20 protein-coding genes are annotated in these 17,436 nt (G+C 69.5%); 12 read left to right on the plus strand and 8 right to left on the minus strand.

Annotated elements, in window-relative coordinates; translation table 11 throughout:
- Together AC07ZS_RS13845 and AC07ZS_RS13850 are read left to right on the plus strand one after the other, a co-directional pair.
- Positions 1–449 (plus strand): general secretion pathway protein GspB (locus tag AC07ZS_RS13845; protein WP_494799121.1); only part of this gene is annotated, 449 nt, incomplete at its 5' end.
- Between the two features lies 1 nt (position 450).
- The gene (locus AC07ZS_RS13850; protein ID WP_494799122.1) at positions 451–1,080 is read left to right on the plus strand and encodes an ABC transporter ATP-binding protein; all 630 of its coding nucleotides are present in this window, start codon (positions 451–453) and stop codon (positions 1,078–1,080) included.
- Positions 1,081–1,093: 13 nt separating this feature from the next.
- Here the strand turns inward: AC07ZS_RS13850 and AC07ZS_RS13855 are convergent, their stop codons facing one another.
- A complete protein-coding gene (locus AC07ZS_RS13855) occupies positions 1,094–2,257 on the minus strand; it encodes an acyl-CoA dehydrogenase family protein (protein WP_494799123.1) in 1,164 nt (387 codons plus the stop codon).
- A 98-nt stretch (positions 2,258–2,355) separates the two neighbouring features.
- On the opposite strand from AC07ZS_RS13855, the gene AC07ZS_RS13860 reads away from it, so the two are divergent.
- The 10 genes from AC07ZS_RS13860 to AC07ZS_RS13905 all read left to right on the plus strand — a co-directional run bounded on the left by AC07ZS_RS13860 (position 2,356) and on the right by AC07ZS_RS13905 (position 12,365).
- Positions 2,356–3,561 carry an acetyl-CoA C-acetyltransferase gene (locus tag AC07ZS_RS13860; RefSeq protein ID WP_494799124.1) on the plus strand — a complete coding sequence of 402 codons (1,206 nt, stop codon included), beginning with the start codon at positions 2,356–2,358 and terminating at the stop codon, positions 3,559–3,561.
- A 118-nt stretch (positions 3,562–3,679) separates the two neighbouring features.
- Positions 3,680–5,833: a 3-hydroxyacyl-CoA dehydrogenase NAD-binding domain-containing protein gene (locus AC07ZS_RS13865; protein WP_494799125.1), complete on the plus strand. Its 2,154-nt coding sequence runs from the start codon at positions 3,680–3,682 to the stop codon at positions 5,831–5,833.
- 3 nt (positions 5,834–5,836) lie between these two features.
- A complete protein-coding gene (gene fabG / locus AC07ZS_RS13870; protein ID WP_494799126.1) occupies positions 5,837–6,580 on the plus strand; it encodes a 3-oxoacyl-ACP reductase FabG in 744 nt (247 codons plus the stop codon).
- Between the two features lie 137 nt (positions 6,581–6,717).
- On the plus strand, positions 6,718–8,340 hold the full coding sequence (locus AC07ZS_RS13875; RefSeq protein ID WP_494799127.1) for a sensor histidine kinase: 1,623 nt from the start codon (positions 6,718–6,720) through the stop codon (positions 8,338–8,340).
- Positions 8,341–8,348: 8 nt separating this feature from the next.
- Positions 8,349–8,741: a response regulator gene (locus AC07ZS_RS13880; RefSeq protein ID WP_494799128.1), complete on the plus strand. Its 393-nt coding sequence runs from the start codon at positions 8,349–8,351 to the stop codon at positions 8,739–8,741.
- 53 nt (positions 8,742–8,794) lie between these two features.
- Entirely contained in the window at positions 8,795–9,724 is a 930-nt protein-coding gene (locus AC07ZS_RS13885; protein ID WP_494799129.1) for a bifunctional helix-turn-helix transcriptional regulator/GNAT family N-acetyltransferase, read from the plus strand.
- A gap of 84 nt (positions 9,725–9,808) precedes the next feature.
- A complete protein-coding gene (locus AC07ZS_RS13890; RefSeq protein ID WP_494799130.1) occupies positions 9,809–10,270 on the plus strand; it encodes a GyrI-like domain-containing protein in 462 nt (153 codons plus the stop codon).
- Positions 10,267–11,139, plus strand: coding sequence for an AraC family transcriptional regulator (locus AC07ZS_RS13895; RefSeq protein WP_494799131.1), 873 nt, complete (start codon positions 10,267–10,269; stop codon positions 11,137–11,139). Before AC07ZS_RS13890 ends, AC07ZS_RS13895 begins: the two co-directional genes overlap by 4 nt.
- A gap of 7 nt (positions 11,140–11,146) precedes the next feature.
- A complete protein-coding gene (locus AC07ZS_RS13900) occupies positions 11,147–11,767 on the plus strand; it encodes a chromate transporter (protein WP_494799132.1) in 621 nt (206 codons plus the stop codon).
- 4 nt (positions 11,768–11,771) lie between these two features.
- Positions 11,772–12,365, plus strand: coding sequence for a chromate transporter (locus tag AC07ZS_RS13905; RefSeq protein WP_494799133.1), 594 nt, complete (start codon positions 11,772–11,774; stop codon positions 12,363–12,365).
- Position 12,366: 1 nt separating this feature from the next.
- Here the strand turns inward: AC07ZS_RS13905 and AC07ZS_RS13910 are convergent, their stop codons facing one another.
- From AC07ZS_RS13910 to AC07ZS_RS13940, 7 genes are all read right to left on the minus strand, one after another.
- The gene (locus tag AC07ZS_RS13910; RefSeq protein WP_494799134.1) at positions 12,367–12,759 is read right to left on the minus strand and encodes a nuclear transport factor 2 family protein; all 393 of its coding nucleotides are present in this window, start codon (positions 12,757–12,759) and stop codon (positions 12,367–12,369) included.
- Positions 12,760–12,843: 84 nt separating this feature from the next.
- Positions 12,844–13,134, minus strand: a complete 291-nt coding sequence (locus tag AC07ZS_RS13915; RefSeq protein ID WP_494799135.1) for a GNAT family N-acetyltransferase — start codon at positions 13,132–13,134, stop codon at positions 12,844–12,846.
- A 188-nt stretch (positions 13,135–13,322) separates the two neighbouring features.
- The gene (locus AC07ZS_RS13920) at positions 13,323–14,051 is read right to left on the minus strand and encodes an SIR2 family NAD-dependent protein deacylase (protein ID WP_494799136.1); all 729 of its coding nucleotides are present in this window, start codon (positions 14,049–14,051) and stop codon (positions 13,323–13,325) included.
- 4 nt (positions 14,052–14,055) lie between these two features.
- Positions 14,056–14,799 carry a 23S rRNA (guanosine(2251)-2'-O)-methyltransferase RlmB gene (rlmB, locus tag AC07ZS_RS13925; RefSeq protein WP_291113339.1) on the minus strand — a complete coding sequence of 248 codons (744 nt, stop codon included), beginning with the start codon at positions 14,797–14,799 and terminating at the stop codon, positions 14,056–14,058.
- A gap of 26 nt (positions 14,800–14,825) precedes the next feature.
- Positions 14,826–16,250 (minus strand): aminotransferase-like domain-containing protein, encoded by a 1,425-nt coding sequence (locus AC07ZS_RS13930; protein ID WP_494799137.1) that lies wholly within the window; start codon positions 16,248–16,250, stop codon positions 14,826–14,828.
- Positions 16,251–16,306: 56 nt separating this feature from the next.
- Positions 16,307–16,984 (minus strand): LrgB family protein, encoded by a 678-nt coding sequence (locus AC07ZS_RS13935; RefSeq protein WP_494799138.1) that lies wholly within the window; start codon positions 16,982–16,984, stop codon positions 16,307–16,309.
- Positions 16,981–17,334, minus strand: coding sequence for a CidA/LrgA family protein (locus AC07ZS_RS13940; protein ID WP_494799139.1), 354 nt, complete (start codon positions 17,332–17,334; stop codon positions 16,981–16,983). Before AC07ZS_RS13940 ends, AC07ZS_RS13935 begins: the two co-directional genes overlap by 4 nt.
- Between the last annotated feature and the right edge of the window lie 102 nt (positions 17,335–17,436).

Consider the following 17,436-nt stretch of genomic DNA (forward strand, 5'->3'; position numbering starts at 1 on the left):
CACCCCCGCCGGCCCCCGCACCCAGCGTGGCCGCACCGGCGCCCGAACCGGTGCAGCCCATCCTGGCGCCACCCCGCGTGGAAACACCGCCGCCCAAACGGCCCGCGGCCAGTGCACCCCCTGCGCCTGCGCCGGCTGCCGAGCCGGCCCCTGCGGCACCGACCGCACCGGCCAAGGCGGCAGCCCCTGCCGCGCCCGCCGCCCCGGAGGCCAACGCCGCGCCCGTGCGCAGCTTCGCTGAGCTGTCCCCCGAAGCCCGTGCGCAACTGCCGGCCGTGAACGTGAGCGGCTCGACCTACTCCAAGAACCCGGCGCTGCGCATGCTGATCGTCAACGGCAAGGTGCTGCAGGAGGGCCAGGAAATCGCTCCCGGCTTCAAGCTGGAGACCATCGGCCAGCGCAGCGCGGTGCTCAACCACAACGGCTTGCGCTACTCCATCGGGTACTGAGATGAACGCCGATCCGGAAGAACCCGTCCTCCACGTCAAGGGCCTGCGGTTCGGCTGGTCCGAACCGCCGCTGTTCAATGGGCTGTCCTTCGACATCCCGCCCGGCGTCAGCCTGGTGCGCGGCGACGACGGCAGCGGCAAGAGCACGCTGCTGCGGCTGCTGGCCGGGGCCCAGAACGCCGACGCCGGCTCGCTCGCCATCCACGGCATCCACCTCGATGAACGGCACGACGCCTACCGCCACCAGGTGTTCTGGATCGATCCGCAGACCGAGGCGCACGACGCGCTGGCGGCCAAGGGCTACCTGGACAGCCTGAGCCACCACTACCCGAACTTCAACGCCGAGGCCATGGACGAGCTGGTGCAGGGTTTCGGCCTGGGGCCGCACCTGGCCAAGCCGATGTACATGCTGTCCACCGGCAGCCGGCGCAAGGTCTGGCTCACCGCGGCGTTCGCGTCGGGCACGCCGCTCACCCTGATCGACCAGCCCTTCGCCGCGCTCGACGCGCCCTCGATCCGCTTCCTGCGCGGGCTGCTGCAGGACGCCGCCGACCACCCCGGCCGCGCCTGGCTGCTGGCGGACCACGAGGCGCCCGAGGGCGTCCCGCTGAAGCAGACGATCTCGCTCTAGCGGGGCCTGCGGCTCAGCGCCCGCCCAGCCCCATCCCGCGCGAGATCACCTCTTTCATGATCTCGTTCGTGCCGCCGTAGATGCGCTGCACGCGCGCATCGGCATACGCGCGGGTGATGGGGTATTCCCACATGTAGCCGTAGCCGCCGTGCAGTTGCAGGCACTCGTCCATCACCTTGCACTGCAGGTCGGAGCACCAGTACTTGGCCATGCTGGCGGTCGCGGTGTCGAGCTTGCCGTCCACGATCAGCTCGCAGCACTTGTCGACGAACACGCGCGCCACCTGCACCTCGGTCTGCAGCTCGGCCAGCGTGTAGCGCGTGTTCTGGTACTGGGCCACGGCCTGGCCGAAGACCTTGCGGTCCTTGGTGTACTGCACCGTCCAGTCGATCGCGGCCTGGGCCGAGGCCACCGCGCCAATGGCGATCTGCAGCCGCTCCCAGGGCAGTTGTTCCATGAGGCAGATGAAGCCCCGGCCTTCCATGGCCGGCCCGCCCAGCAGGTTCTCGGCCGGCACCTTCACGTTGTCGAAGAACAGCTCGGAGGTGTCCTGCGCCTTCATGCCCAGCTTCTTCAGGCGCTTGCCCTTCTCGAAGCCCGGCATGCCGCGCTCGACCAGCAGCAGGCTGGTGCCTTTGGCGCCCGCGCCCGGGTCGGTCTTGGCGACCACGATCACCAGGTCGGCGTGCCAGCCGTTGGTGATGAAGGTCTTGCTGCCATTGAGCAGGTAGCTGCCGTCAGGCTGCTGGATGGCGGTGCTCTTGACCCCCTGCAGGTCGCTGCCGGCGGCGGGTTCGCTCATCGCGATCGCGCCGACCATCTCGCCTGTGGCGAGCCGGGGCAGGTATTTCTTCTTCTGCTCCTCGGTGCCGTAGTGCAGGATGTACGGCGCCACGATCTCGCTGTGCAGGCCGAAACCGATGCCGCTGAAACCGCTGCGCGCGATCTCCTCCATCTGCACCACCGAGTACAGCTTGTCCGCCTCCGAGCCGCCATAGGCCTCGGGCAGCGTCATGCAGAGAAAGCCGTTCTCGCCCGCCTTGCTCCAGACCGCTCGGTCCACATAGCCCTGCTCTTCCCAGGCCTCGTGGTGCGGCGCGATCTCCTTCTCCACGAACTTGCGGAAACTGTCCCGAAAGGCCTCGTGGTCGGCGTTGAACAGGGTGCGTTCGATCATGGTGTCACCTATCAGACTGTGGCTGAGAATTACAGAAAGCAAATGCTTGGCAAAAGTCTATACTGATTCGCGGCATCCGCCTTCCCCCAGGAGACACCATGAGCGAAGCATTCGTATTCGATGCCGTGCGCACGCCGCGCGGCAAGGGCAAGAAAGACGGCAGCCTGCACGAGGTCAAGCCGATCGACCTGCTGGCGGGCGTGCTCACCCAACTGCAGCAGCGCAACGGCTTCGACACCGGTGCGGTGGACGACGTGGTCATGGGCGTGGTCTCGCCCATCGGCGAACAGGGTTCGGTGATCGCCAAGGTGGCCGCGCTCAAGGCCGGCTGGGACTGGCGCTGCTCGGGGGTGCAGCTCAACCGCTTCTGCGCTTCCGGCCTGGAGGCCGTGAACATGGCGGCGATGAAAGTCCGAAGCGGCTGGGAAGACCTGGTGGTGGCCGGCGGCGTGGAGAGCATGAGCCGCGTGCCCATCGGCTCCGACGGCGGCGCCTGGGCGCAGGATCCTCAAACCAACAGCGAGACGCTGTTCGTGCCGCAGGGCGTGGGCGCCGACCTGATCGCCACGCTCGAAGGCTTCACGCGCGAGGACGTGGACGCCTTCGCCCTCGAGTCGCAGAAGCGCGCCGCGGCGGCGCGCGCGGCCGGCCACTTCAAGGGCTCGGTGGTGCCCGTCACCGACTTCCTGGGCCAGACCATCCTGGAAGAAGACGAGTTCATCAAACCGCAAACCACGATGGACGGCCTGGCCTCGCTCAAGCCTGCGTTCGAGCACCTGGGCGGCATGGGCTTCGATGCCGTGGCGCTGCAGCGCTACCCGCAGGTCGAGCGCATCCACCACGTGCACCATGCAGGCAACTCCTCGGGCATCGTCGACGGCGCGACCGCCGTGCTGATCGGCAGCGAAGGCGCGGGCAAGGCGCACGGGCTCACGCCGCGCGCGCGCATTGTCTCGGTGGCGCTCTCGGGCGCCGACCCCACCATCATGCTGACCGGCCCCATGCCGGCGGCGCGCAAGGCGCTGGCGAAGGCCGGTCTGTCCATCGACCAGATCGACCTGTTCGAGGTCAACGAGGCCTTCGCGGCGGTGCCCATGAAGTTCATGAAGGAGATGGGTGTGCCCCATGAGAAGGTGAACGTGAACGGCGGCGCGATCGCCCTGGGCCATCCGCTGGGCGCCACCGGCGCCATGATCCTGGGCACGCTGATCGACGAGCTGCACCGCCGCCAGCTGCGCTACGGCCTCGCCACGTTGTGCGTGGGCGGCGGCATGGGCATCGCCACGATCGTCGAAAGGGTCTGACGACCCACCCCCGCGCCGCGCCTTCAGCGCGTCACCCCCTGGGAGGGGGCAACACCAGCGGCCCGGCAAAGCCGGTTCCGCGGTGTTTCTGGACAGGAAGACACTTGAAAGCGAAACGATGAAAACCATCCGCTACGAACTCGCCGACGGCATCGCCACCATCACCTTCGACGAAGAGGGTTCCCCCGTCAACACCATGTGCGCCGACTGGCAGCGCGACCTCACCGAGGTCACCGCGCAAGTCATGCACGACTGCGCCGACATCAAGGGCATCATCCTGGCCTCGGCCAAGAGCACCTTCTTCGCCGGCGCCGACCTCAAGGGCACGATGCGCCTGCAGCCCGGCGACGCGCCGCGCGTGTTCGCCGAAATCGAGCAGACCAAGAAGAACTTCCGCACGCTGGAGACCCTGGGCGTGCCGGTGGTGAGCTGCATCAACGGCACGGCGCTGGGCGGCGGCTGGGAGGTGGCGCTGGTCGGCCACCACCGCGTTGCGGTGAACGACCCCAAGATCCAGCTCGGCCTGCCCGAGATCACGCTGGGCCTCATTCCCGGCGCCAGCGGCATCACGAAGATGGTGCGCCTGCTCGGCCTGATGGGCGCGCAGCCTTACATCCTGGAGAGCAAGCTGTTCAACCCGCGCGAAGCGCAGGAGCTCGGCCTGGTGCATGAGCTGGTCTCGCCCGAGGGCGACGTGGCCCATGCGCTGCGCAACGCCGCGCTGGACTGGATCGCGGCGCACCCGCAGTCGCGCCAGCCCTGGGACACCAAGGACCACAAGATCCCTGGCGGCACACCGAGCAACCCCAAGGTCGCGGGCATGCTCACCGTGGCGCCGGCCATGCTCAAGCAGAAGACGCGCGGGCTCTACCCCGCGCCCGAGGCTGCGCTCGCTGCCATGGCCGAAGGCGCCATGGTGGACTTCGACACCGCGCTGCGCATCGAAAGCCGCTACCTGGCCAAGCTCATCGTGAGCCCGGTGGCGAAGAACATGATCAACACGTTCTTCTTCAACCTCAACGCCATCAAGAGCGGCCAGTCGCGCCCCAAGGGGATCTCGCGCTACAAGCCGAAAAAGGTGGGCGTGCTCGGCGCCGGCATGATGGGCGCGGGCATCGCCTACGTGCAGGCCGGCCGGGGCATCCACACCGTGCTGGAGGACGTGAGCATCGAGACCGCCGAACGCGGCAAGTCCTACAGCTTCAAGCTCACCCAGACCCGCGTGGACCAGGGCCGCATGAGCCCCTACGACCAGCGCGAGCTGCTCGACCGCATCCTGCCCACCGACCACCCGAGCGACCTCAAGGGTTGCGACCTCATCATCGAAGCGGTGTTCGAGAACCGCGAGCTCAAGGCCGCCGTCACCAAGGAAACCGAGCCCATGCTGGCCGCCGGCGGCTTCTTCGCCAGCAACACCTCCACCCTGCCAATCTCCGGCCTGGCGCAGGCCAGCAGCCGGCCGCAGCGCTTCGTCGGCATCCACTTCTTCAGCCCGGTGGACAAGATGAAGCTGGTGGAGATCATCCGCGGCAAGGAGACCGACGACGAGACCATCGCGCGCGCCTTCGACTACGTGCAGGCCCTGGGCAAGCTGCCCATCGTGGTCAACGACTCGCGCGGCTTCTACACCAGCCGCACCTTCGGCACCTTCGTCATGGAAGGCGCGGCCATGCTGGGCGAAGGCATTCCCGCGCCGGTGATCGAGAACGCCGCCATGCAGGCCGGCATGCCCGTCGGGCCACTGGCGGTGCTGGACGAGACCGCGCTCTCGCTCTCGGTGCACGTGATGGACCAGACCCGCGCCGATTTCGAGAAGGAAGGCCGCCGCTACACCGCCACGCCGGGCGAGCTGCTGGTCGAGCGCATGGTCAAGGAATTCAAGCGGCCCGGCCGGGCTGGCGGCGGCGGCTTCTACGACTACCCGGCGGGCCAGAAGAAGCAGCTCTGGCCCGAGCTCAAGGCCCGCTTCGAGCAGCCCGGCACCGCCTGGAACCTGCAGGACGTCAAGGACCGCCTGATCTTCCGCCAGTCGGTGGAAACGGCGCGCTGCCTGGCCGAAGGCGTGCTCACCACCGTGCACGACGGCAACATCGGCTCGATCTTCGGCATCGGCTTCCCGGCCTGGACGGGCGGCGCGCTGCAGTTCATCTACGGCATGGGCATCGACGCCTTCGAGCGGCGCTGCGCTGAGCTGGCGGCGCACCACGGCGCGGGCTTCGCGCTCGACGAGGCGACCCGCAATGCGATCCGACAACACCAACCTGTTTACTGAGACATGAAACGACTCGAAGGAAAAATCAGCCTCGTCACCGGCGCAGCCCAAGGCATCGGCCTGGCCACCGCGCTCAAGTTCGCCCGCGAAGGCGCCACGGTCATCGTCTGCGACGTGAAGCAGGCCGCCGTGGACAGCGCGGTGCAGCAATGCGAGGCGCTCGGTGCCACCGCCCTGGGCTTCGTGATGGACGTGACCCAGCGTGAGATGGTCGATGCGGTGGTGGCCCAGGTGAAGGCGCGCTTCGGCCGCATCGACGTGCTGGTGAACAACGCCGGCATCACGCAGGACGCCCGGCTGCAGAAGATGACGCCGGAGCAGTTCGACCGCGTGATCGACGTCAACCTGCGCGGCGTGTTCCATTGCGCCCAGGCCGTGGCCGACACCATGACGGCGCAAGGCGGCGGCGTGATCCTCAACGCCTCGTCGGTGGTCGGGATCTACGGCAACTTCGGACAGACCAACTACGCCGCGAGCAAGTTCGGCGTGATCGGCTTCACCAAGACCTGGAGCCGCGAACTCGGCCCCAAGGGCGTGCGCGTGAACGCGGTGGCCCCCGGCTTCATCGCCACGCCCATCCTGGACACCATCCCGGCCAAGGTCATCGCCGAGATGGAACACCGGGTGCCGCTGCACCGCCTGGGCCGCCCGGAAGAGATCGCCAACGTCTACGCCTTCCTGGCCAGCGACGAGGCCAGCTACATCAACGGCGCCGTGATCGAAGTCTCGGGTGGCATGAGCGTCTGACGCCAACGGCCCCAGCGTGACGGAATCGCGTGCGGTACTGCCCGGTGCCGCCGGATGCCGCGTCGCGCCCTGCAGACACAAGCCGGCCGGTGTGCAATCATCGGGCCCTTGCTCCGTCCCGTCCCGTTCCGGCCCGCATGCAGACTGCCCCCCTTCCCTCCAACGAGGAACAACGCCTGGCCCGGTTGCGCGGCCTGGGCGTGCTCGACACCCTGCCCCAGAAAGCGTTTGACGACATCTCGGCGCTGGCCCAGGTGATCTGCGGCACGCCGGTGGCGCTCATCACCCTCATCGACCGCGACCGGCAGTGGTTCAAGTCCCGCGTCGGCGTGGACGTGAGCGAAACCCCACGCGAAGTGGCGTTCTGCACGCACGCCATCCTGGACCCCGAGCACGTCATGGTGGTGGAGGACATGAGCCAGGACGCCCGCTTCCAGTGCAACCCGCTGGTGACCGGCCCCACCAACGTGCGCTTCTACGCCGGCGCGCCCATCGTCACCAGCGACGGTTTCGCGCTGGGCACGGTGTGCGTCGTCGACCAGATGGCGCGCACGCTGCATTCGGTGCAACTGGACGCCCTGAGCCGCCTCTCGGCCCTGGTGGCCACCCTGCTCGAACACGAGCGGGCGCGCCAGCTCGAAGCCCGGCGCACCGCCAACGAGGCCCAGCGGGCGCACGAGGAACTCACGGCCATGGCCGCGGCCGGGCTGGACCTGCAGGCCTACATCGACGCCGACGGTGTCTACCGCCACGTCAACCAGACCTACCTGAACTACATCGGCAGCACGCGCAGCGAGGTCATCGGCCTGACCGTGAAGGAGCGCCTGGGAGAGGCCAACTACAACAACATGGTGGGCTCGAAAATGGAGCGCGCCATGGCCGGCGAGACCGTGATCTACCAGCGCGTCTCGCATTTCAAGGTCGCCGGCAGCCGGCACATGGAGATCGCCCTGCTGCCCGTGCGCGGCGCGGACGGCCAGGTCAGCGGCGTGGTCATGCGCGGGCGCGACATCCAGGAACTCAAGAACAAGGAACGCCAGCTTGGCGAGACCATCGTCCAGCTTGAAAAGAAGACGCTGGAACAGGAGCGCTTCATCCACATCCTGTCGCACGACCTGCGCGAGCCCATCAACGCCATCAACAACTTCACCTCGCTGCTGGAGGCCGACCACCAGCAGGACCTCGCGCCCGAGGCGCGGCGTTACCTCGGTTTCGTGCGCGCAGGCGGCCAGCGCATGGCCTGCCTGCTCGACAGCCTGTTGAAGTACGTGCGCCTGGACCGCCACCCGCTCGACAGGGCGCCCGTGGAGGTCATGGCGGTGGTCGCCCAGGTGGGCGACGACCTCGGCGACGCGCTGGCGCGCACCCAGGGCCGGTTGCAATGCGACGCGCTCCCCATGGTGAAAGCCGACGCCGCCCTGCTGCGCATGGTGCTGCAGAACCTGGTATCCAACGGCCTGGCCTTCGCCCAGCCCGGCGTGCCGCCCCACGTGCGGATCAGCGCGACGCGCGAACAGGGCTTCGACCAGATCCACGTGCACGACAACGGCCTGGGCATCGCCCCCGAACACCAGGCCATCATCTTCGACCTCTTCAAGCGCCTGCAGCCGCACAAGACGCACGCCGGCTCCGGCCTGGGCCTGCCGATCTGCCGGCGCATCGCGGCGCTGCACGGTGGCCACCTTTCCGTGCAGTCGGTGCCGGGCGAAGGCAGCCGCTTCACGCTGCACCTGCCGGTGGCGAACGCCGCACCGTCCTGAGGCACCCCATGGCCATACCGCAACGCTTCATCCTGGTGGACGACAACGAGGCCGACAACGTCTACCACGAGATCATGATCCGCCGCGCAGGCTTCACGGGCGAGGTGCTTGTGTTCGAGAGCGGCGCCGAGGCGCTGGACTTCCTGGGCTGCGACCCGCTGACCGCCCCCACCTGCCTGTTCCTGGACATCAACATGCCGCAGATGGACGGCTTCGAGTTCGCGCGCCTGGCGCAGCCGCTGCTGCAGGACAAACCCACCCTGCTGGTGATGATGCTGACCTCGTCCGACGCCGCGCAGGATCAGAAGCGCGCCAGCCAGATGCCGCTCATCCAGGGGTTCGTCACCAAGCCGCTCACCCGGGAGCGGGTGCGGGCGATGCTGGAAGCAGCCTTAAGCTGACTGACTCAATCATTTTATTGCCAAAGTCAAATAAATGACCCAGAATCGGGGTCATGGCCCTCCCCGTTGATCCCACCCAGGTGCGCGCGCTGCGCGCCTTCAACCGCTTCTACACCCAGCGCACCGGCCTGCTCGACCCCTACCTCGGCAGCGCGTTTTCGCTCACCGAGGTGCGCGTGCTGTACGAGCTGGCGCATCACGCGCCCTGCACCGCCAGCGAGCTCGGGCGCCGCCTGGTGCTCGACGCCGGCTACCTCAGCCGCATCGTGCGCCGCTTCACCGACGCCGGCTGGATCACGCGCACCCCCTTGCCCACGGACGCCCGCCAACACGCGCTGGGACTGACCCCCGAAGGCCGCGCCGCCTTCGAGCCCCTGCAGCAGCGTTCGCGCGACGAAGCCGCCCACCTGCTGGCCCCGCTGGCGCCCGACCAGCGACAGGCCCTGGTGGCCGCGCTCGCCCGCGCCCAGGGCCTGCTCGACCCGGACCGCGCCCCCACCTCCCGCACCGTGGTGCTGCGCGACGTGCGCCCGGGCGACATGGGCTGGGTGGTGCAGCAGCACGGCGAGATCTACGCCCGCGAGTACGGCTGGAACAGCGAATTCGAGGCCCTGGTCGCCGAGATCGCGGCCGGCATGATCCGGCAGCACGACCCGGCCTGGGAACGCGGCTGGATCGCCGAACTCGACGGCGAGCGCGTGGGCTCGGTGTTCGTGGTGCGCAAGAGCGAGACCGAGGCCCAGTTGCGCCTGCTCATCCTCAGCCCCGCCGCGCGCGGCCTGGGCCTGGGCGGCCGCCTCACCGACGAATGCCTGGCCTTCGCGCGCGCCAAGGGCTACCGCAAGATGGTGCTGTGGACCAACAGCATCCTGAGCGCCGCGCGCGCCATCTACGCCAAGCGCGGCTTCTCACTCGTGCACAGCGAAGCGCACCACGGCTACGGCAAGGACCTGGTGGGCGAGACCTGGGAGCTGGAGCTGTGAAGGCTGGCCCCGCAACTCCGCAAGAAATGTCAGCCCGACGCGGCTAGATTGAAGGCCTTGATCCATCCCACTCAGGAGCCTTCCATGCACCTCGAACAGCAAGACCGCGCCCTGCGCATCATCGGCATCGAACTCAGAACCTCCAACGACGAGGCCATGCGGACCATCCCCTCGCACTGGCAGCGCTTCACCGAAGAAGGCGTGCTCGCTCGCATCCCGGGCAAGCTTTCCGACGAGGTGTACGCGGTCTACACGCACTTCGAGAACGCGGGCGTGAACAACCAGGGCATCTACTCGCTCATCATCGGCGCGCCGGTGGACAGCGCGCAGCCCGTGCCGCCGGGCATGAGCCACGCGATGCTGCCGGCCGCGCCGCGCGCGGTGTTCCCCGTGCCCGCCGGGCGGTTCGACCAGGTGGGCCCTGCGTGGCAGGCGGTCTGGCAGCGCGACGACCTGCCCAAAACCTTCGTGGCCGACTGCGAGCGCTACCGCGCCGACGGCCAGATCGACATCCTCATCGGCCTGCGGCCCGGCGCCAGCGCATGAACCCGGGCCACGGCTGGACCGACTACCAGCAGCGCCTGGGCCGCGTCATCGCCTACCTGCACGACCACCTCGACGAGCCCCTGGACCTGCACCGCCTGGCCGAGGTGGCGCACCTCTCGCCCTACCACTGGCACCGCGTCTACCACGCGCTGCACGGCGAGACCATCGCGGTCACGGTGCGCCGGCTGCGCCTTCACAAGGCCACGGGTTACCTGGCCAACACCAGCCTGCCGGTGGAACAGCTCGCCCGACGCTGCGGCTACCCCAATGCCCAGTCTTTCGCGCGCGCCTTCCGCACGGCCTACGGCATGAGCCCGCTGCAGTACCGCCAGCAGGGCGAGCACGTGGCCTTCCGTGCGGCGCAGGCGGCCCAGGCCGTGCCGCCGGGTTACGAGGTGAGCGTGCGGGCGATCCCTCGCGTGCGCCTGGCCGGCCTGGACCACCGGGGCTCTTACATGGGCATCGGCCAGGCGTTCGAGCGCAGTTATGTGCAGCTGGCCGCGCGCGGCCAGGTGGGCCCGTCCTCGCGCTGGATCGCCGAGTACGTCGACGACCCGTCCGCGGTGCCCGAACGCCAGCTGTGCTCGCGCGCCGGCCTGTCCGTGCCCGACGGCGCCGAGGTGGCGCCGCCCCTGGTGGCCTTTGAAGTCGGCGGCGGGCCCTGTGCCGTGCTGCGCCACCGCGGGCCCTACGCCACCATGCGCGCGGCCTACCAGTGGCTCTACGGCCACTGGCTGGTGGACAGCGGCCACGAGGTGGGCGACGCACCGGTGTTCGAGGAATACCTCAACAACCCGCGCGACACCGCGCCGGCCGACCTGCTCACCGACATCTGCCTGCCACTGGCCTGGTCCACCACGGCCCGATAATCCGGGCATGCCGCCCGCCCAGAACATCCCCGACACCCTTCCCCTCCAGCATCCGCAGTCGAAAACCGACCTGTTCGTCTCCTTCACCTGGCTGGCCCTGCAGGGCTTCGGCGGGGTGCTGGCGGTGGTGCAGCGCGAGCTGGTGGAGAAAAAGCGCTGGATGAGCCGCGAGCAGTTCGTGGAAGACTGGGCCGTCGCGCAGATCATGCCGGGCCCCAACGTGGTCAACCTCTCCATGATGATCGGCGGGCGCTACTTCGGCCTGCCGGGTGCCCTGGCGGCGCTGGCCGGCATGCTGACCGCGCCCATGGTCCTGGTGCTGCTGCTGGCCGCGCTCTACGGCAGCGTGGCCGACAGCGCCGTGGCCCAGAACGCGCTGCGCGGCATGGGCGCGGTGGCCGCCGGCCTGATCGCGGCCACCGGCATCAAGCTCATCAGCGCGCTCGACAAGAACGCCATGGGCATGGGGGTCTGCGTCTTTCTGGCCGTGCTCACCTTCGTCGCCATCGGCCTGCTGCGCTGGCCGCTGCTGTGGGTGCTGCTGGGCATCGGCGGGGGGGCCTGCCTGTGGGCTTACCGGGTGTTGAGCGACGTCGACGCCGACCGCCAGAAGAAAGCGCAGGGCTGAGCGCATGATGCTGCCCACCCCCGCCAACTGGCTCGACCTGTTCACCCACTTCGCCTCGCTCTCGCTGCTGGCCGTGGGCGGCGCGATCACCACCGCGCCCGACATGCACCGCTACCTCGTGCTCCAGAACGGCTGGCTGAGCGAGGCGCAGTTCACCTCGTCCATCGCCATCTCGCAGGCCGCCCCCGGCCCCAACGTGCTGTTCGTCGCCGTGCTGGGCTGGAACGTGGGCCTCAACGCGGGCGGCGGCCCCTCGGCCGGCTGGCTGGCCTGGGCGCTGGCCCTGTTCGGTGTGCTGGTCACCATGGTGGCCATCCTGCTGCCGTCCTCGGTGCTGACCTACACCGCCACGCGCTGGGCGCACCAGAACCGCGAGCTGCGCGCGGTGCGCGCCTTCAAGACCGGCATGGCGCCGATCGTGATCGCGCTGCTGATCGCCACCGGCTGGCTGCTCACCGGTTCGCACGAGCACCCCGCGCGCGACTGGCCGCTGTGGCTGCTCACCGCCGTCACCACCGTGCTGGTGTGGCGCACGAAGATGCACCTGCTGTGGATGATCGGCGCCGGCGGCCTGCTGGGGGCGTTGGGGCTGGTCTGAGCTATTGCTGCTGGGCCTGCAGCATCGCGGCCATCTTCTGGTGGATCAGGTTGATGGCCTTGAGCGGGCGGATCATCACCTTGAAATCGATGATGCGGTCCTCGTCGTTCCAGCGGATCATGTCCACGCCGTTGACGGTGATGCCGTCGATCTCGACCTGGAACTCCAGCACCGCGTCGCGCGGCCCGACGACCTCGCGCACGTAGCGGAACGAGGCATTGAAGAAGACCTGGAACGCCGCCGCCAGGTACTGCGTCGTCACCGCCCTGCCGGCCTGCGGCGTGTGCACGACCGGCGAATGGAACACCACGTCATCGGCCAGCAGATCTCGCAGGCCTTTCGCGTTGCGGGTCTGCACCAAGTCGTGCCATGTGTCGAGGACAGTGTGGGCCACGGGTGGTCTCCATGAAGTCGGTGGGTGGCCATTGTGACCGGCCCCCAGGCGCAGCGGAAGACCGTGGACGGATCAGGCTGGCGTCTACAGCACCTGGTGGTAGGTGATGTACACCGCTTCACGCTGATAGCCCAAGGATTCGTACAGGCCCTGCGCGATCTTGTTGGTCGTCGCGGTATCGAGGGTGAGACGCCGCGCGCCCTCCTTGGTGAAATGCTCGGTGATGTGGTTCATCAGGTGCCGTGCATAACCGTTCTTGCGGGTGGATGGGGTGGTGTACAGATCGGACAGGTAGTAGTAAGGCCGCATGCTGATCGAGCAGACCGCCGGATAAAGCTGTGAGAACGCGACCGCCTGACCTTGCTCGTCCAGCAACAGAAAAATCTTCGACCGGTTCTGCCGGAGGTTCTGCTGGATGAAGGCCCGGCAGGTCGCTGGCCTGCTCGTAGAAGATCCGGTAGTCGTTGAACAGCATCGACAGCACATCGAGCTGCGCCTCGGTGCAGTGAATGACTTGCATGCGTTGCTCCTGGATGGAAGATCGGTTCAATGGGCCGGCGAACTCAGCCCAGCAAAACGGGCAGACAAACCGCTGCCGTCTCCCTCAGGCAGGTCTCGGCCACCACGTCCAGCGGGGTCGGCTCGGGGTTGAGGATGACCACGCGCGCACCGCTCTGGTGGGCCGTGAAGGCCAGGCCCGCTGCCGGATAGACCTCGCCGGAGGTGCCCACCACCAGCATCAGGTCGCAGTGGCGCACCGCGTGTTCGGCGGCTTCGAGCGCATCGGCCGGCAGGTTCTCGCCGAACCAGACCACGGCCGGGCGCCGCAGGTTGCCGCACACCGGGCAGCGCGGCGGATGCCCTGCTTCGACGGCGTCAGGCCGGCAGCAGGCGCGCGGCGCATCGAGCCAGCGGTCCTCGGCGATGCTGCCGTGCAAGGCCAGGGCGTCGGTGTTCCCGGCCCGCTGGTGCAGGCCGTCCACGTTCTGGGTGATCAGGGTCAGGCGCCCCGGGTGCTGCCGCGCGAAAGCCGCGAGCGCCGCGTGGCCCGCGTTGGGCGACACGGCGCGGATCATGTCGCGGCGGTGGGCGTACCAGTCCCACACGCGCTGCGGGTGGGCCCGGAAGGCGGATTCGGTGGCGAGCTCCTGCGGATCGAAGTGCGCCCACAGGCCGGTCTGTGCGTCGCGGAAGGTGGGCACGCCGGATTCGGCGCTCATGCCCGCGCCGGTGAGCACGGCGATGTGGCGCGCGTCCCGAACCCAGCCGCGCACCGCGTCCGTGTCACCCATGGTGTCAGCTGCGCTGGCGCAGGGCTTCGTAGAGGCAGACGCCGCTGGCGACCGAGACGTTCAGGCTCTCGACCGCGCCGGCCATGGGGATGCTCACCAGCTCGTCGCAGGTCTTGCGCGTGAGCTGGCGCATGCCTGCGCCTTCGGCGCCGAGCACGAGCGCCACCGGGCCCTTGAGATCGACCTGGTAGAGCGTCTTGGGCGCGTCGTCGCTGGTGCCGATGACCCAGATGTTGCGTTCCTTGAGTTCACCCAGGGTGCGCGCGAGGTTGGTCACCATGAAGTACGGCATGGTCTCGGCCGCGCCGCTGGCCACCTTGGCCACGGTGGCGTTGATGCCAGCGGCGTGGTCCTTGGGCGCGATCACGGCGTGCGCACCGGCCCCATCGGCCACGCGCAGGCAGGCACCCAGGTTGTGCGGGTCGGTGATGCCGTCGAGCACCAGCAGCAGCGGCGGGATGCCGGTGGGTTCGAGCTGTTCGAGCAGGTCGTCGAGCGAGCGCACCTGCGCCACCGCTTCCACGCGCGCGGCCACGCCCTGGTGGCCGTGGCTGCCGGCCAGCTTGGCGATGCGCAGGCCGTCGGCCTCGATCAGCCGGGCGTTGGCTTCACGCGCCTTGTCCAGGAACTGGCGCATGCGCGCGTCGCGCCGGGTCGGCTCGTAGTAGATCTCGATGATGGATTGCGGCGCGGTTTTGAGGCGCACGCCCACGGCGTGAAAGCCGAACAGCACTTTGGGGGAAGACATCCGGGGATTATCGACGCTGGCCGCCCTCAGGCGGTTTGCGCCAGCTCGCCGAGCAGGCGCAGCGCCGCATCGAAGCGCGGATCGCCGGGGTGGCCGACGTTGAGCCGCAGGTGGTGCGTGAATCGCCGGTCGGCCGAGAACAGCACGCCCGGCGCGGTGCTGATGTTGCGCTCGCGCGCGCGGTGGTGCAGCGCGAGGGCATCCACCGACGGCGGCAGCTCCAGCCAGAGGAAGTAGCCGCCCAGCGGGCGGGTGACGCGCGTGCCGGCCGGGAAATGGCGCTCGATCAGGCGCAGCGCGTGCTGCTGCTGGCCCGCCAGCGCCTCGCGCAGGCGGCGCAGGTGGCGGTCGTAGCCGCCCTGCGCCAGGTAGTCCACCAACGCGAGCTGGGGCGGGATGGCGGTGGCCAGCGAATTCGACATCTTCAGGCGCTCCACCGCCGCAGCGTAGCGCCCGGCGGCGGCCCAGCCCACGCGGTAACCCGGCGCGAGGCACTTGGAAAACGAGGCACAGTGCAGCACGCCGCCCTCGCGGTCGAAGGCCTTGGCCGGCGGCGGCCGGCGCGCCCCGGCATGCAGCTCGCCGTACACGTCGTCCTCGATCAGCGGCACGCGGTGGCGCGCCAGCAGGGCCACCAGCGCCTGCTTGCGCTCGGGCGGCATCAGCGCGCCCAGCGGGTTCTGGAAGCTGGGCATGAACCAGCAGGCCGCCACGGGCTGGCGTTCCAGCAGCGCGGCCAGGGCGTCGAGGTCCACCCCCTCGCGCGGATCGGTGGCGACCTCCACCGCCTTGAGGTGCAGGCGCTCCAGCGCCTGCAGCGCGGCATAGAAGGTGGGCGACTCCACCACCACCACGTCGCCGGGCCGGGTCACGGCCTGCAAGCACAGGTTGAGCGCCTCCATGGCGCCGTTGGTGATGACCAGTTCGTCCGCCGCCAGCGGCACGCCGTGCAGGGCATAGCGCCGTCGCACCGCCTGACGCAGGCCCTCGTCGCCGGCGGTCAGCGCGCCGGTGATGCGGGCGGCGGGCAAGCGGCGCATGGCGCGCGCGCCGCTGCGCGCCAGCGCATCGAAGGGAAACAGGTGCGGCGCCGGAAAGGCCGAGCCCAGCGGCACCACGTCGGCGTCGCGCGTGGAGCCGAGCAGCTCGAACACCAGGTCGCTGATGGCCACTGGCGTGGCCTCCCCGCTGGGCCGCGCGGCCTGCGGCGCCGAGCGCGCGGGCCGGCGCGTGGCGCGAACGAAGAAGCCGGACCGGGCGCGCGCCTCCACCAAACCCTGCGACTCCAGCTGCCCATAGGCCTGGAACACCGTGGACGGGCTCACCCCGCGCAGTTCGCAGGTCTGGCGCACCGAGGGCAGGCGCTCACCGGGGCGCAGCAGACCGGCACGGATGCCGTCGGCGATTTCTTCGGCCAGTTGCTGGTAGCGGGTGAGGCGGGCGCCACTCATCGGATCGGCATCGTGCAAAGGGTCGGCCGATCTTAGCGGCCCCATCTCCGGGCCTTTCACAGCCAGCGCGCCAGCAGCGCGATCACCAGCGCAGTGCACACGCCGTTCAGGCCCATCGCCAGCGCGGCGAAGGCCACGCTGCCGGGGTGCGTCTGCAGGGCGCGCGCGGTGCCGATGGCGTGCGCCACCAGACCCAGCGCGAAGCTGCGCGTGGTCGCATCGTCCAGCCGCAGCAGCCGCAGCACCGGGCCGGCGAGCAGCGTGCCCAGCACGCCGGTGGCCACCACGGCCAGGGCCGCGACCGCCGGCAGCCCCCCTGCCCGTTCTACCGCCTGCATGGCGATCGGCATGGTCGCGGCCTTGGGCGCGATCGACAGGGCAAAAGGCAACGGGGATCCCAGGCCCCAGGCCAGCAGCAGCGTGCCCAGCACCGAGGCCAGGCAACCGGCCAGCAAGGCCCCCAGCAAGGGCAGCGCCAGGCGCCGCAACAGCGCGGCCTGCCGGTACAGCGGCACGGCCAGCGCGATGATGGCCGGCCCGGTGAGCCAGCGCAGCAGGCGCGTGGCCTCGGCATACACCGGGTAGCCGGTGCCCGCCAGTGCCAGCGCGCCCAGCACCAGCGCCGTGCCGGTGAGCACCGGCAGGCACAGCAGGTGGTGGCCGCTGCGCCGGTACAGCCCCAGCGCGGCCGCGTAGGCCGCGAGCGTCACCAGCGTCCAGGCCGCCGCGCTCATGGCCGGCTGCGGCGCATCAGCCGGCGCAGGGTCCAGCCCGTGACGGCGATGGTGAACGCCGTGACCAGCGTGGCCGCCAGCGCGAACAGCGCCGCGTGCTGCCACAGCAGGTGGCCGTACAAACCGACCGCCGCGACCGAGGGGATCAGGAACAGCATGAGGTGGCGCAGCAGCGGCGCGGTCACCTCGTCCAGGCCGCGCGGCACGCCGCCGCGCAGCGCCAGCAAGCCGAGCAGCATCAGCAAGCCCAGCAACGAACCGGGCAAAGGCCAGCCCAGGAACGCCACCAGAGCGTCGCCCAGCCATTGCAAGCCGGCCAGCAGCACAGCGGCAGCCAACCACCCGGCCATGCGCCTGGCGCCCGGCCCACGATCTTGGAAAAGCGGGGACATCATCGGGCCAGTATCGCCCGCTGCGCCGCATCTGCCACGGCTCAGATGCGGCCCAATGCA

Source organism: Hydrogenophaga sp. GW456-12-10-14-TSB4 (genome assembly GCF_059424305.1).